The 14,605-nt window shown below is 63.0% G+C and carries 12 protein-coding genes and 1 pseudogene; 8 read left to right on the top strand and 5 right to left on the bottom strand.

The window, feature by feature from the left end:
- Positions 1-355 (top strand): annotated as a pseudogene (locus tag J3474_RS17545) (phosphotransferase family protein); the annotation flags it as partial.
- Positions 352-1,146 carry an enoyl-CoA hydratase/isomerase family protein gene (locus tag J3474_RS17540; protein ID WP_013832579.1) on the top strand — a complete coding sequence of 265 codons (795 nt, stop codon included), beginning with the start codon at positions 352-354 and terminating at the stop codon, positions 1,144-1,146. The pseudogene J3474_RS17545 and the gene J3474_RS17540, both read left to right, overlap by 4 nt.
- Positions 1,147-1,173: 27 nt before the next feature.
- Here the strand turns inward: J3474_RS17540 and J3474_RS17535 are convergent, their stop codons facing one another.
- The 3 genes from J3474_RS17535 to J3474_RS17525 are packed head-to-tail and all read right to left on the bottom strand — an operon-like array spanning position 1,174 to position 3,800.
- Complete coding sequence (locus tag J3474_RS17535) at positions 1,174-1,998, bottom strand: DUF2889 domain-containing protein (RefSeq protein WP_207095031.1); 825 nt, start codon at positions 1,996-1,998, stop codon at positions 1,174-1,176.
- Positions 1,970-2,773, bottom strand: coding sequence for an SDR family NAD(P)-dependent oxidoreductase (locus tag J3474_RS17530; protein ID WP_207095030.1), 804 nt, complete (start codon positions 2,771-2,773; stop codon positions 1,970-1,972). The genes J3474_RS17535 and J3474_RS17530 overlap by 29 nt, the downstream gene beginning before the upstream one ends.
- Positions 2,766-3,800 (bottom strand): NADP-dependent oxidoreductase, encoded by a 1,035-nt coding sequence (locus J3474_RS17525; RefSeq protein WP_013832582.1) that lies wholly within the window; start codon positions 3,798-3,800, stop codon positions 2,766-2,768. Before J3474_RS17525 ends, J3474_RS17530 begins: the two co-directional genes overlap by 8 nt.
- Before the next feature lie 77 nt (positions 3,801-3,877).
- Between J3474_RS17525 and J3474_RS17520 the strand changes: the two genes are divergently transcribed.
- A complete protein-coding gene (locus tag J3474_RS17520) occupies positions 3,878-5,872 on the top strand; it encodes an FAD-dependent oxidoreductase (protein WP_207095029.1) in 1,995 nt (664 codons plus the stop codon).
- 70 nt (positions 5,873-5,942) lie between these two features.
- Here J3474_RS17520 and J3474_RS17515 read toward each other — a convergent pair whose 3' ends face one another.
- Complete coding sequence (locus J3474_RS17515) at positions 5,943-7,358, bottom strand: DUF1254 domain-containing protein (protein WP_207095028.1); 1,416 nt, start codon at positions 7,356-7,358, stop codon at positions 5,943-5,945.
- Positions 7,359-7,630: 272 nt separating this feature from the next.
- Here J3474_RS17515 and tnpA point away from each other — a divergent pair, with 272 nt between their 5' ends.
- Positions 7,631-8,050 (top strand): IS200/IS605 family transposase, encoded by a 420-nt coding sequence (tnpA, locus tag J3474_RS17510; RefSeq protein WP_207095027.1) that lies wholly within the window; start codon positions 7,631-7,633, stop codon positions 8,048-8,050.
- Between the two features lie 135 nt (positions 8,051-8,185).
- On the opposite strand, the gene J3474_RS17505 is transcribed toward tnpA, so the two are convergent.
- Positions 8,186-8,863: a GntR family transcriptional regulator gene (locus tag J3474_RS17505; RefSeq protein ID WP_207095026.1), complete on the bottom strand. Its 678-nt coding sequence runs from the start codon at positions 8,861-8,863 to the stop codon at positions 8,186-8,188.
- Positions 8,864-9,113: 250 nt separating this feature from the next.
- On the opposite strand from J3474_RS17505, the gene J3474_RS17500 reads away from it, so the two are divergent.
- The 4 genes from J3474_RS17500 to J3474_RS17485 are packed head-to-tail and all read left to right on the top strand — an operon-like array spanning position 9,114 to position 14,603.
- Positions 9,114-11,717 carry a TonB-dependent receptor domain-containing protein gene (locus J3474_RS17500; RefSeq protein ID WP_207095025.1) on the top strand — a complete coding sequence of 868 codons (2,604 nt, stop codon included), beginning with the start codon at positions 9,114-9,116 and terminating at the stop codon, positions 11,715-11,717.
- 26 nt (positions 11,718-11,743) lie between these two features.
- Positions 11,744-12,850, top strand: a complete 1,107-nt coding sequence (locus J3474_RS17495) for a CapA family protein (RefSeq protein WP_207095024.1) — start codon at positions 11,744-11,746, stop codon at positions 12,848-12,850.
- A complete protein-coding gene (locus J3474_RS17490) occupies positions 12,847-13,299 on the top strand; it encodes a TRAP transporter small permease subunit (protein WP_041558830.1) in 453 nt (150 codons plus the stop codon). Before J3474_RS17495 ends, J3474_RS17490 begins: the two co-directional genes overlap by 4 nt.
- Positions 13,296-14,603 (top strand): TRAP transporter large permease, encoded by a 1,308-nt coding sequence (locus J3474_RS17485; protein ID WP_207095023.1) that lies wholly within the window; start codon positions 13,296-13,298, stop codon positions 14,601-14,603. The genes J3474_RS17490 and J3474_RS17485 overlap by 4 nt, the downstream gene beginning before the upstream one ends.
- Positions 14,604-14,605: the final 2 nt, after the last annotated feature.

Raw genomic sequence — 14,605 nt, 5'->3', positions numbered from 1 at the left:
ACTGTCGACGCTGGGCCATCCGCTGGCAGACTTCGCCTATCACGCGATGATGTACCACATGCCGCCGCATATCGTGGCCGGCCTGGCCGGAGCCGACATCGTCGCCCTGGGCATTCCCAGCGAGGAGGACTACGTCGCGGCCTATTGCCGGCGCACCGGGCGCAAGGACATGCCGGGCTACCGCTACTGCATGGCCTTCAACTTCTTCCGCCTCGCCGCGATCTTCCACGGCATCAAGGGCCGCGTGATCCGCGGCACCGCAGCCAACGCACAGGCAAAGGAACGCGCCGAGGCCTTTCCAGAGCTCGCCCGGCTCGCGCTCGCCATCACCCGTGCCGAATGGTCGCAGAAATGAGCGAACCGGCCATCCTATACAACGTGCAGGCCGGTGTTGCGTGGTTAAGGCTCAATCAGCCCGCGACGCGCAATGCCATCAACGCCGAGATCGCCGAGGCACTCGACGAGTTGGCCGAGCGCTGCGCAAGCGATCCGACCGTGCGCTGCGTGATGCTGACCGGGCAAGGTGATTTCTTCTGCGTGGGGGGCGATATATCCCGCTTCGTTGCGGCGCGCGAAGCGGGCGAGGCGCGGGCAATCGTTCACGGCCTGGCCCGTCAGTTCAATGCCGGCATTTACCGTCTCCTGACAATGAACAAGCCGCTCGTTACGGTTATCAACGGTCCGGCGGCAGGGGCCGGCTTTGGCCTGGCGCTCATCGGCGATGTGGTGCTCGCGGCACGTTCAGCGCACTTGACTGCGGCCTATACCGCCATCGGCATGACACCCGACGGGGGCACTTCATGGATGCTGCCGCGCCTGGTTGGGTTGCGCCGTGCGCAGCGGATCCTGTTCGAAAACCCTCGCATCAGTGCTGAGGAGGCTAGCGACCTTGGCCTCGTCACCCATGTCGTTCCTGACGAGCGCCTCGCAGAAGAGGCCGATGCGCTGGCTGCAAGGCTCGCTTCAGGCGCGACCGGTGCCATCGGCGCGTGCCGAGCGCTGTTGCGCGCTTCCTCGACGCCCGATCTTGCCGCGCACCTCGCGCTCGAAGCAGAAACCATCGCTGCGGCCGCTGCCGGCGACGAGGCAGGCGAGGGCTTCGCCGCTTTCCTTGAGCGGCGCACGCCACGTTTCCCTGGTGTCTGAGGTTCTCCGGATACGGCTATAGGGGCGTCAATCCCGCTCAGGAATCCCCTCGGGGAATTCCTGCCTCGCGCCATCGCGGAACACCGCATGTTCGCGGAGGCCCTTTGAATAGGCGTAACAGACATCGTGGAGAGCTGCATTGCGCCCGATCGGCTCGCCGGTGAATGTCTCGGTCAGCCAACGCCGGCCCACGGCAAGGTAATTGAGCCGGGAAAGAACCAGTGCTGCCTCCAGTTCATCACCCGAATACAGCTCGCGGGCCCATTGCGCGAAGCCCTTGCCCACCGGTTGTCCGGCAAGTTCGCGAGGGGCAACAATCCATCCGTCAACGACGGCCCAGGAGTGGATCGTGACTTGATTTCGAAGTACGCTGATCTTGGTCTGGCCCTCGATCGTATCGGGTACCAGAATGTCATATCTCCGCTCTTGCTCGCCTCTCTCCGCGTGAGCTACGGCTAGAACGGCAAGGTCGAACAGGTGAGTGCAATTGCGGCGGGCCCGCCCGCCTGCGAACAGTGTCGCCGACGGTGTGCCGACCTCTATGCCGACGAGTTCGTCGAGTACTCTGGACGCGCCCGGGTAGGCAGTCGTTGGATAACGGATCATTTCTCCCGAGATCCGTTTCACCCGGGAGCTATCGTGTTCAAGGGTAACGGTCATTTCGTGAAAATTGTCCGAAAGCCAGCCTTCAACACGCCCGGCGCTGCCATTGAGCACAATGCGGCGGCGGCAGGCTCCTGTGCCATAATCCGGATTGGCCGGATAAGGCAGGTCGGGATAGGCTTCTGGAACAATCGCGCGCAGGTAGCTCGCGGCTCCGGTATCACTCGACAATCGCACCGCCATCGACACCGATCGCGGTGCCCGTTGTGAAGGATGACTCGTCACTTGCGAGGAATATCGTCGCAGCAACCACTTCGGCAATGCTCGCTGCTCGGCTCATCGGCACGCGCGAGAGCCTTTTCGCCAAGGCTTCGGGATCAGGATAGGCCGCACGCATCATCGCGCTGTCGATCGGCCCGGGATGCACTGAATTACAGCGGATGCCGTCCGCGCCGTGTTGCGCGGCGGTCACTCGCGTCAACATGGCAAGACCTGCCTTCGAGGCAGCATAGGCCGCGTCCATGCTACGCGACTGGGCAAGCCCGGCGACCGATGAGAGATTGACGATCGCACCGCCGCCCGCGTCGCGCATGGGCGGAATGACGGCCCGCGTGCCGAGGAATGGACCGCGCAGGTTGATCGCCATCATTTGGTCCCAATCTTCCGGTTCACGCGCGTCGATGGGAACGAGCGCCGAAGCGATGGCAGCATTGTTGACGAGCACGTCGATTCCGCCCCATTCACTGATGATCAGTGCAAGTGCACGGTTCCAGTCGGCAGGATCAGTCACGTCGAGCCGGATCGTGAGCAACGCGTCCGCATTTCCGGTAGTCGGACGCACTTCGAAATCGTTGAACACCGCGAGATCGGCAGCGAGGACTTGAGCGCCCTCTGCCAGGAATCCCTGGACGAGCCCCATTCCGACATTGCCCGCGGCACCGGTGATGAGCGTGCGCTTGCCTGCGAGACGGCCAGCGCCAAGGTGCCTCCCGGATCGAAGTCTGCCGGTTGCCAACTCAGTCAATGTCCGCTGTCCGGACTACCAGAGTTCCTTCATTGCCGCCCCTGAACAAGTCGAGATAGGAGGCCGCCAGGGCCTCGAAGCCATGGCGAATATCGAGACGATGGGCGAGAGCGCCCTCGCGGTGCCATCGCAAGAGGTCCGCCTGGGCCCGGCGCGTGGTTGCCGCGTCGAAATCGCCGATGACGAAACCCTCGATGCGCACGCGGGAGTACACCACCTTCATCATGTCGTCTGGGCCCGGCGCAGGCGCGCCACTGTCGTAGGCAGAAAGCTGGCCGCAGACGACGACGCGTCCGTGCACCGCGATATTGTCCATCGCCGCCTGCAGTATCGAACCGCCGACGTTGTCATAAAAAACGTCGATACCTTCAGGACACAGCTCAGCCAGCCGGTTGGCGACGTCTTCATTCTTGTAGTCGATTGCCGCATCGAGACGCGCTTCGTTCAACAGCCAGTCGCACTTGGCCTTGCCGCCGGCGATGCCAATGACGCGGCACCCCCCAATCCGGGCGACCTGTGCCGCTATCGATCCCGTCGATCCGGAGGCTGCCGAGACGACGACTGTCTCGCCCGGTCGGGGTCTGCCGACATGGAGCATGCCGCAGTAACCGGTCTGTGCGTTGAGGCCTGCGACGCCGAGTGCCTCCTCGATCGTCATGTCATCGGGCAAGAGGAAGACCGGCAGAGGCGAAAGGTCGGGCGCGATCACGCGATAGTCCTCCCAGCCGAGCACCGCGACGAGCCGTTTGCCCTCAGGGTAGCGGGGATGACGCGAACGCAGGATCAAGCCACCCGTGATGCCCTGGATCGGATTGCCGAGCGGGATCGAGCCGCGATGGCTGTGGCCGGCATCGTTCAGCATATTGCGAACGGTTGGGGTGCAGGCGAACAGGCCGGTGCGTACAATGACTTCACCTGCGGCTAGCTCGGGCTCCTCGAACGGTCGCTCCTCGAAGGCAAAGTCGTCAAGCGAAAGCTCGCCTTGCGGGCGTCTTGCCAGCAGCCAACGCCGATTGGTCAATGCCATGCCTACTCCTCTCGCCCAATGACATAGGTTGCGCTTCACAAGCGCGGCTACTGACCCTTGCGACAGCTCCTGACGCGATGGGCAACATTTTCGATGCGCTTCACGTTTCGGCCTGTCAGCAAAGGACCATGGACACCTTTCCCCGCCTCTTCTCGCCGCTGCAGATCGGTACGCTGGCATTGGAAAATCGCATCGTCATGCTGCCCCATGGGACCAGTATGCTTGCTGATGGGATGCTGACCGAAGGCGACATCGCCTATTACGAAAGACGGGCACGGACGCGGCCGGGCCTGATGATTACCGGGGCCTCCGTGGTTTCACCCGACACCGCGCGCCGAGGGCGCAAGCTCCTTGAGAACTATTCCGACCATGCTCTCGAGGGATTGGCCAAGCGTGTCGAGGCCGTCCACCAGCACGGCGTTCCCATCGTCGGCCAGATTATCCATTTGGGTCGCGAGTCGATCGGCGCGGAATCGGACTATCCCTTGCTGGCGCCAAGCCCACTGCGCTCACCGCGCGACCTCTTCGCCCCGCAGGAAATGGACGATGCCCAGATTCGCGAGGTCATTGAAGCATTTGCGCTTAGTGCCGCGAACCTAGAGAAGACAGGCCATGACGGGGTCGAGATCCACGGTGCACATGGTTATCTCGTTGCGCAGTTTCTCTCGCCAGCGACAAATCATCGCAGCGACCGCTGGGGAGGAACGCCGGAAAGGCGGATGCGCTTCCTGCGCGAGATCATCGAAACGATCCGCGGAACCTGCGGCGCCTCCTTCCTGTTGGGCTTGCGCCTGAGTGCGGACGAGGAGATCGCCGATGGTCTTGAAATTGCCGACACGCGGCGCATCGTCGAGGTAATCGCAAGGGACTGCCCGCCCGACTACGTCAGTGTAACGCTCGGCACGCGCGGAGCCTACGTCAAGGACGTCACACAGCCAGCAGCGATGGCGGCACGCGCGGCCGGAATCCTGCGCGAGGCTTCTGGGCTCGTGACGATAGCCGGGCAGCGGATGACTTCCCCCGAGGTGGCTGAGCACGTACTCGAGGCTGGGCAGGCCGACGCGATCGGTTTTGCACGAGCCTTTGTCGCCGACGCGGATTGGGTGGCAAAGGCGGCGTCGGGCGAGGCCGGACGGATTCGCCCTTGCATCGGCCTCAATCAGGATTGCCGGGCTTTTGCTCCTCACCTGCATTGCGCGGTCAATCCCGCGACGGGGCGCGAGCTTGAAAGCCCGTTTGCGCAGGTTCCGTCACCGACCGATGTTCCTCGCCGTATTGCCGTCGTGGGGGGCGGGCCGGCCGGGATGGAGGCGGCGCGCGTCGCGGCACTGCGGGGACATGACGTAACGCTTCACGAGGCATCGGACGGACTTGGAGGACAATTCCTTCTTGCCTCCAGCGTGCCTGAACGTGCCGGCCTTCGTCGTCTTCTCGATTACCTGCAAGGTGAATTGCGCCTGCTCGGGGTCGACGTAAGACTCGGCAGCCGGATCAGTGGGGCCGATGACCTTTCCGGGTCGTATGACGCGGTGATTGTCGCCACCGGAGCCGAGCCCAATCCGATCGATGCAGAGCGTTTCGGTCCAGGTGCAATGCGTTGGTTTGAAGTCCTTACCGAAGGCGCCCCGGCACCGCGCGGGAACAACAAGGTGCTGATGGTCGACGACGGCAGCGGCTTCTGGTGGACCTATGGTGTGGCCAATGCGCTCGTCGACGCGGGCTGGCAACTGACCCTGGCAACGCCATCTGCCACGATTGCGGCGGCAATCCCGACCGAGAGCGTCGCTCCGCTTCTGGGCCGGCTTGGCGGGGGGCAGGCTCGCTACCTGCCGCTGACTGAGGTGCTTGGCGCGGACGAGGAGGGCGTCGACCTCGTCAACCTCGCGAGTGGCGAGGTTATTCGAGAAACATTCGACCTCCTCGTCGTTCAGACCGGTCGCTCACCCGTCAGCGAGCTGCGCAAGTCTCTCGCCGCAGTCACGAAGGAAATGCGCTCGGTCGGAGATTGCCTGGCGCCTCGACGCGTCTCGCATGCCATCTTCGAGGCTTTCAGGGCAGCTGCGACAATCTGATGGACGAGCACTGCCCGGGGTGCTCGCCGATGTCAGCATATCCTTGTCCCCGTGTTGCCGCCGAGAGGCCCTAACGAGACGCCTTTGAGGTGCGGGACTGCGCCTTGATCGCTGGTGGAAGCCATTTGCCCTCGAACATCTCGGGCTTGGGCGAATAGGCGCGGATCACGATGAAGAAGGGCCCATCGGGCGCGGGCAACCAATTGCCGTGTTCAGGGGGCGAATGGCGGATATCGATGGTAATCGACCCGTCCGCTCCCCGCTTCAGGCCCGAGGTCCGGTCACTGATAAGATAGCGTTTGAGTGGATTGGCATAGAGCGCAAAGGTTCGCGCATCGTAAAGCGTCACGGACCAGAAAGCGTTAACCGGCGGGGGATCTTTCAGCTGTAGAACATAGTCCGACGCGCTCGCGTCGAGCTGCTTGCCTGTGCCGTCGACGAACGTCGTGTAGGATGAATTTTCCTCGCGAACGTTGGCTCCGAGGCCTGCTGCGTTGGTTACCGATCGGCGCACATAGTCGAAGCCGTAATTGCCCTTGCGCACCTTTGTCCAACCCGTTCCTGTAGGTGAGCCGAGTTGTGAGCGCGACCGCTCGATGAGTGCCTGCGCCTCCCGGTAGCCCTTCTCCACTGCCGCCAGCGACGTGGCATTCAAATGCGCGGGATCGAACGGCTCTGTACCCAGAATATCGAGGATGCGAAAGCGCGAGACAAGAGCCTCTTCGCCGGGCAGGCAGCCGTCGACCCGCAGCACGTTGTCCAGCACGCGCAGAAAGCCCGCCGCGCCCGCTTCAGGCGCCGGGATTTGTCCAGTGGGCGGAGCAGAGCCGATCTTCACCCTATCCTGAAAGTCACGGGCCAGCTTGAGCTCGCGCTTCGACTGGGCAAAGACCCGCATGAGGATCCAGACTCGCACCGAACTGGAGCGGTAAACGGTCACCCCCGGGGGCGGTGTGCCTTTCCAGTTCGGGGGGGCGAGCATGAAGCGCCCGCCCTTGAACCCGATTGTGCGGCTGCTCAGGTTTCCGGGATTACCGAATATATCGAAGATGTTGAGCGTGAAGTATTTCAGGCTGGTGGGAGGAATGTTCACTTCCACCGGACCGTTCTCGAGATCGATCCAGGCTGTTGAATAAAGCGTGTCTGAGTTTGGGACCTTGAACGTTGCATAATCCGGACCGGCCAGCTCGCGCTCGTGCGAGAAACGGTTGAAACCGGTATAGTTGGCCGAGTTGCGATCGTAGACCTGACGATACAGCTGCTCATACTGCAGATAGGCCGACATTCCATAGATTGTCGCATCAAATGCCGTTGATTGAAGCAATGCGTCCCGTGCCGCCCGATCATCAGGAAGCAGATCGCCTGCGCTGTCACTCGAACGACAAGAGACATCGGCTTGGGCATGTGCGGAGACCACGAAGGTTCCCGTAGAAGAGGCAATCGCCAAAAGGCAGGCAAGGGCCGTTCGGCTGGCAATTTCCTTCATTCTTGAGCCGCAGGTTCTCGCCATAGGCGACGGCAATCTACGCACGGTATCCCCTTCCGCAATATGTGTTGGATCTGTGTGGAGAACAGATCAAGGCCGCGATAATCGCTCGGGAACGGAGGCTAATGCCCGTCATTCGCAATGTCAACCGACCGGACGGTCGGCCTTCGAGATGTGCCAGTGCCGGGTTTGTGGCTACATTGGTGGGTAGGAAGCGCTCTGACTTTCAGTCGAATACTGGCTTCAGCCACAGCCTCGCGAGGTTACAGGCTATGCGCTACAAGAGCGGTTGTCACACGACATTCCATCATCGCTATCATCTCGTGTGGGCTCCGAAGTACCGCTTCAAGGTGCTCCATGGCGACGTCCGCTTGCGGGTCCGGGAGGTCATCAAGCAGGTCTGCGCAGAGATGGGCGTGACGATCATCAACGGCGCCCTGTCCCGCGATTACGTCGACATGTTCGTCGAAATCCTGCCGCATGTGACTGCCAGCGACTTCGTGCGCCGGGCCAAGGGGCGATCATCGCGGAAGATCCAGCAGGAGCTCGAGCACATCCGCAAGCGCTACTGGGGCCAGCGCTTTTGGCAGCGCGGCTACTTCTCGACCACATCCGGCAACATCACCGATGACATCATCATGCGGTATCTCGATCGACATACCCACAAAGATGGCTTCAGCCTTGCCGCATGATCCTGCCGGCGTCAGTCGGTCAGTCAATTAGCCGTGCAGCTCCATGCCAGGGTGCTTGCCTTCGTAGCTGTCGGCGACATGGATTACTTGAGACTCTGTCATTGAATGCGTGTCCGCACCGCCGGGCCGGCCGGCTCACTCGCGATGGAGCGCCTTGTCCAGTGAGGCCAGGAACTGCAGACCGTTTTCGACGTGCTGGCGCATGGCCTTTTCCGCACCCTCTACATCGCCTTCGATGATCGCGGAAAGGATCAACCGGTGGTCGTTCACGGCGTCTCGCATGCGGTTCCCGCGGTAGAACGTTTCGAACAGCAGGTGGTGAACCGGTGTGTTGAGGCGGCGTACGATGCCTGCGATGACGGTATTGCCGGTCACGCGCATGATCATCGCGTGCCACTTGGCATTCAGGCTGCCGAAGCGCTCCGGCGCGCCGTCTTCCAGGCAGCTTTCCATCTCTTCAGCGATAGCCTGCAGTTCGGCCTTCTCCGTCGGCGATGCATCGCGGGCAAAGTCGCCTGCGCAGATGCTCTCCAACGCTGCGCGCGAGCGGTAGAGTTGGCGGATTTCCGACATTGAGGCCTCGCGCACCGAGGCACCGCGATTCTCTTCGATCTCGACCAGACCTTCGGCCGAAAGGCGTTGCAATGCCTCGCGTACCTTGAATCGGCTTCCGCCTGTCTTGCGAATGATGTCGACTTCTATCAGCCGTTGCCCGGGGACGAAGCGGCTGGTGCGGATCTGGTCGCGAATCCAGTCTGCGATTTCGGAGCTCGCAGGTCCTTTCTGCGGAAGAGTCTTGGCAATGTCGTCCATGGCCAAGTACTGAATCTGATCGACAGAATTGTCAACAATATCGTCATCGATATTTTCCTTGCATGCGGACCGGCTTTGCGAAAACACAAGCGGGCAGAGGGGCTGAAATGCTCGATCGATTGCACGCACCGGGCACGAATTCCCGGGCGGACGAGGGAGGCATAGGATGCAGAAGCTAGGAAAAGTCCGTCAATTGACCGGAAATGGCCTGCTCGCAGGGGTATCGTTGGCAGTGCTCTGCCTGCCCTGCTTGGCGCATGCACAGGATGAGGGGCTCTCGGAGGAAGATGCGAACAAGATCATCGTGACCGGCAGTCGCGTCAGCTCGGGCGCGCCGGTTGGCGCTGCGGCGACAGTCCTGGGGCGCGATGAAATCACTCAGTCCGGTTCGATCACCATCGATAGGGTCATCAAGGAACTGCCGCAGAACTTCGACCTTGGCGTTTCGGAGAATTCACGCGCGCAAGCCGGCGGTTCGGGCAACATTGTCTATGGCAATACGGTCAACTTGCGCGGCATCGGACCTTACGCGACGCTGGTGCTGATCGACGGCCATCGTGCCGTGAACAACAGCCGCTCGACCGATCCTTCGGTGCTGCCCACGCTGGGCGTGCAGCGTATCGAGGTTGTCGCCAACGGCGCGTCGGCGATTTACGGTTCGGATGCGGTCGCGGGCGTCGTCAATCTCATTCCGCGGCGTGACCTCGATGGGGTCGAAGGGTTCGCCCGCTACAATACCGCCGAGGACGGCGCCTTCGACGAATGGTCGGCGGGCGCCGCGTTCGGCAAGATCTTCGATCGTGGCCAGGTAATGGTGGCCTTCGAGCATGTCGAGCGCTCCAACCTGAGCGGAGACGACCGAAAGTTCTACACCAGCAACCAGGTGCCTTTCGGCGGCAACGACTACCGCGTGACCGGGTGCGCTCCGGGGACGATGACCATTGGTGGCACGACTTATGCTTTGCCCGACCAGTATACTCAGGCCAATGCGGGAGCGATCACGCCCGGCACGTCCAACTTGTGCGACAGTCAGATCGGACAGGACCTGTTCCCGCAGCAGAAATACAATTCCCTGAACGGAACGGCTACTTTCGAAGTCAATGACTGGATGGAGCTGTTTTTCGACGGCTATTATTCGAAGCGAAAGTTCCGCCGCAAAGGCGCGGTTATCAGCACGCAGCTTGCGGTGCCCGATACGAATGCGTTCTTCGTGCGCCCGCCGGGTTTCACTGGAAGCAGCTACACAATCGACTACAGCTTCGTGAACGACATCCCGACCAGCCAGACGACCGGCTCGGCGGAAAGCTGGCAAGTTTCACCCGGCGTGCGTTTCAACCTGCCATTCCGTTGGCAAGTTGAAGCCCTGCTCAGCTACGGAAAGACCAAGGACTTTTCGGGTTCCTACGACGGTTTGAATCGCGGTGCGCTGGCGGCGGCGCTGGCCAGCGGCGATCCGGCGACGGCGCTCGATCCTTATGGGCTTGGCCGCACCAGCCAGTCGGTGCTGGACGGGCTGTTCGACCAGATTTTCCTTGCCCCGACCAGTGGTGAGCTGACTTTCTACGAGATCGGAGCGCACGGTCCGATGTTCGAATTGCCGGGGGGCGAGGTCAAGCTGGCAGTCGGCTACGAAAAGCAGGATTTCACCGCCAAACTGGGCAGCGCACGCGGCGCGCCGACGACGCCGATCAGCTTTCGCTCTTTCGACCGCAAGGTGGACTCGGTCTATGCCGAGCTGCTCGTCCCGATCTTCGGTGCGGGCAATGCTACTCCCGGCCTGCGCGAACTGGAGCTGACCGCGGCAGTCCGTTACGACGACTACTCCGATGCCGGCGACACCACCAACCCGCAGTTCGGCGTCAACTGGACGCCGTTCTACGGCCTGAAGTTGCGCGGCAGCTACGGCACCTCGTTCCGCGCGCCGACGATCCCGGAGATCTACGGCAATTCCAATGCGTTGTTCGGCCAGCTCTACCAGAACCCCTCGGGCGGTGCGCCATTGCTGGGCTATACTTTGTCCGGACCGAATCTCGATCTGGGACCCGAGACGGCGACGACGTGGTCGGTGGGAGCCGACATCGAGCCGATCGACCGGTTGCGCATCTCGCTCACCTACTTCGACGTTGCCTACGACAACCAGGTCACGGCGCTGCTGTCCAATCTCGCCATCCTGGCGCAGGAGAACCAGTATGCCGGGACGGGCGTTATCCTGCACGATCAGGCGGCACGCGATCGCATCCAGTCGCTGGTCGACCAGGGCATTCCAATCCTCCTGCGCCCGTTTCCGGGAGACGACATCGCCAACGTCAATCTCTTCGTTGATGGGCGTAGCCTGAATCTCGGCAAGTCCGTTACGCGCGGCATCGACTTCAACATCGGCTACAGCGCGGATATCGGCAAGGATGACGTCCTGACGCTGAATGCCTCGGGCACCTATATCACCGATTACAAGGTGGCGGTGTCGCCGGCGGCGGACCAGGTGGATCAGTTGAACCTGATCTTCCAGCCGCTGAAGTTTAAGGCTCGCTTCGTGGCCAACTGGGACCACGGTCCGCTCAGCCTGCGCACGATGATCAGCCATGTCGGGGGCTACACCAACAATGTCGTCACCCCGTCTGAGAAGGTGGATTCCTATACCCCGGTCGATCTCTCACTGACCTGGCGTGTGGGCGAGACGTTTTCCGGGCCGGGCCTCGAAGGCCTCGAACTCTCGGCGGAAGTGCGCAACCTGTTTGATGTTGACCCGCCCTATGTCAACGTGGCGCCGGGGCCCAACGGCAGCGGCGGATACGATGCGACCGCGGCCAACCCCATCGGGCGCCAGTTCGCAGTGGGCGCGCGGGTCCGCTTCTGAGAAGCGGCGGCGGAGAGCGTGAAGGCATGACGAAGGCGATTACCCTGGCCGTGACCGGCGACCTGGTCCTGGATGAACCCGATCCCGGTTACTGGCTCGCGGAGATCGCCCCGGTCCTGCAGGAGGCCGATCTCGCGATCGGCCATCTTGAAGTGCCGCACACCGTGAGTGCCGAGCAACTGGAAGGCGACGTTCCCGCGCCGGGCGCCCCGCTGGAGAACCTCGACGCGCTGGCGCGGGCAGGGTTCGACATGGTCAGCCTTGCAGGCAATCACATGGCCGACTGCGGTGCGCAGGGCATTGCCGATACGATTGCGGAACTCGATCGGCTCGGCATCGGTCACGCCGGGGCCGGGGCGGACCTTTCCCGCGCCCGCACCCCGGCCGTGGCCGAGGCCAAGGGCCGCAGGGTTGCCCTGCTCAGCTACAATTGCGTCGGTCCGCAGGCGGGATGGGCCAAGGAAAGGTCCGCGGGCTGCGCTTATCTGCCGCTGGACACCCGCGACGGGGCGCCGGTTGCACCCATGTCCGAGATCGTCGGCGTTCCGGCGACGGTTGCCGAAATGCTGGCCGAGGACATCGAAGAGGCGCGCAAGGTGGCGGACTTCGTGATCGTCGCCCTGCACAAGGGCAAAGTTCACACGCCCTCGTTCGTCGCCCCTTATGAGCGCGAGGTGGCCCGTCTGGCGGTTGACGGCGGCGCGGATGCCGTCGTGTCGCATCATGCGCACATCGTGCGCGGGATCGAGTTCCACCGCGGCCGGCCCATCTTTCACGGCCTCGGCAACGGCTGCGTCGTGACGCGCGCCCTCTCGCCCGATCAGGACAACGCTGCGCGGCGGGAATGGGCAACTCGGCGGCGCGAGCTGTTCGGTTTCGAACCCGACCCGGCCTATTACCTCGCGCCGTTCCATCCCGAGGCGGTAAATGCCTTCATCGGCACCCTCGCTCTGGGCGATGGCCCACCGCGTGCTGCCATCGTGCCGGTGCATGTCGAAGCGCCGGGCCGTCCGGTCCTTGCCGCTGGGCCACGCGCCCGCGCCATTGCCGACTATCTCGAGAAGATCACGCGCGACGCCGGCTTGCCCCCCATCGCCGTGAACGACAAGGGCAGGGTGGAAGCCGTCTCGTGAACCCGAGTTTCAAGATCGTGATCTGGCTGGGCGGCGCTGCGCTGCTGGCAGCCACGGCGATAGATACGCTCGCCGTGCTGGGCCGCCACCTGGGCCTGCCGGTTACCGGATCCATCGAACTGATGCAGGCTGCGGTACTGGTGTCCGGCTCGATCGGGCTGGTGGTCTCGACCATATTTCGTTCGCATGCCCGGGTGCGGCTCATCGTCGACCGCCTGCCGCCCTCCTGGCGGTCGCTGGCGGACCGCTGTTCGGATGGGCTGACGCTGCTTTTCGTCCTTGCCCTGTTGGTGGGATCGATCTGGCTTTCCGTCGACATGTGGAACGCGCACGAGGAGAGCGAGCTGCTTGGCGTGCCGTGGCGCGTGCTGCGCCTGTTCGCCAACGCCTGCCTGCTTGCCATCTGCGCCGTGTTGATGCTGCGCATCGTGCGAAGGGCCGGTGAATGATCGATACTGCGGCAAGCGGCCTCGTCGGCATCCTCGTACTTTTCGCGCTGCTGCTGGCGGGCGGGCGGATCGGCGCCGTGCTCGGGCTTGTCGGGCTCGGCGGCCTGATGCTCGTGATCGGTCCGGAGGCCGGTCTGATCAAGGCGGGTGTGATCGTCATCGACACGCTCACGCGCTACGAGCTGGGCACGCTGCCGCTGTTCCTGTTCATGGCGCATCTGTTCTTCGCGGTGGATGCCAGTCGCGACCTGTTCGATGCCGCGGCCAAGCTGGTCGGCCATCGGCGCGGTGGACTGGCCTATGCCTCCATCGCCGGGTGTGGCGGGTTCGGTGCGATTAACGGCTCGAGCCTGGCAACGACCGCGACCGTAGGCCTCGTCGCCTATCCCGAGATGAAGAAGCGGGGCTACGACGACCGTCTCTCGACCGCAACCATCGCTGCGGGCGGCACGCTGGGCCAGATGATCCCGCCTTCGGGCGCCCTGATCGTGTTCGGCATCGTCGCGGAGCAATCGATCGGACGCCTGTTTACCGCTGCCATCGTCCCCGGGATCACGCAGGCGCTGCTCTATGTGGCGGTCGTCGCGCTCCTGGTGCGACTGCGGCCCGAACTGGGTCCTGCAGGCGAGCGGGCCAGTTGGCCTGCGCGCTTTCGTGCGATCGCACGAATCTGGGAAATCCTCGTCCTTGTTCTCCTGGTGATTGGCGGGATCGCGGTGGGCTGGTTCAGCCCGCCGGAAGCGGCGGCCATCGGTGCCTCCGGGGCACTCGCCATCGCTGCGCTGCGCCGCAAGCTCAGTCTCGAGTGCCTCTTCACCGCCTTTCGCGAGACGCTGCGCACCACCGGGCTGATCTACCTGATCGTGATCGGTGCGCTGATTTTTTCGGTCTTCGTTGGCGTGACCGGGCTAGCCGATGCGGCAGGCGCATTCGTGGCTGGGCTGGGGACCGGGACATCCGGCACGCTCGTGCTGGTGGCATTGGTCCTGCTGGTGCTCGGCACCGTGCTCGACGGGCTGGCACTCATGTTACTGATGACGCCGATCCTTCTGCCGATCGTCGAAGGCGCCGGAATGAGCGCGATCTGGTTCGGCGTCTTCCTCGTTCGCGCGATGGAAGTCGGCTTCCTGACCCCGCCGCTCGGCATCAACCTTTATGTCATGCAGGGCGTGGCGGAGGAGATCTCGATCTCCAGCATCTTTCGCGGGGTGCTCCCGTTCCTCGCGGCAGACTTCCTGCACCTGCTTCTGATTATCCTCTTCCCGGCAATCGTCCTGTGGTTGCCAGAAATGCTTGGAACCTGACC

Origin of the sequence: Novosphingobium sp. PY1 (assembly GCF_017312445.1) — a bacterium.
Classification (GTDB): Bacteria; Pseudomonadota; Alphaproteobacteria; order Sphingomonadales; family Sphingomonadaceae; genus Novosphingobium.
This window is presented reverse-complemented; position numbering and strand designations above follow the sequence as displayed.

What these genes read in the sequence shown, in the direction of transcription:
- J3474_RS17540 (WP_013832579.1), top strand. Translation starts at nt 352, where the DNA reads ATGAGCGAACCGGCCATCCTATACAACGTGCAGGCCGGTGTTGCGTGG.
- J3474_RS17525 (WP_013832582.1), bottom strand. Translation starts at nt 3,800, where the DNA reads ATGGCATTGACCAATCGGCGTTGGCTGCTGGCAAGACGCCCGCAAGGC.
- J3474_RS17520 (WP_207095029.1), top strand. Translation starts at nt 3,878, where the DNA reads ATGGGCAACATTTTCGATGCGCTTCACGTTTCGGCCTGTCAGCAAAGG.
- J3474_RS17515 (WP_207095028.1), bottom strand. Translation starts at nt 7,358, where the DNA reads ATGAAGGAAATTGCCAGCCGAACGGCCCTTGCCTGCCTTTTGGCGATT.
- tnpA (WP_207095027.1), top strand. Translation starts at nt 7,631, where the DNA reads ATGCGCTACAAGAGCGGTTGTCACACGACATTCCATCATCGCTATCAT.
- J3474_RS17505 (WP_207095026.1), bottom strand. Translation starts at nt 8,863, where the DNA reads ATGGACGACATTGCCAAGACTCTTCCGCAGAAAGGACCTGCGAGCTCC.
- J3474_RS17495 (WP_207095024.1), top strand. Translation starts at nt 11,744, where the DNA reads ATGACGAAGGCGATTACCCTGGCCGTGACCGGCGACCTGGTCCTGGAT.
- J3474_RS17485 (WP_207095023.1), top strand. Translation starts at nt 13,296, where the DNA reads ATGATCGATACTGCGGCAAGCGGCCTCGTCGGCATCCTCGTACTTTTC.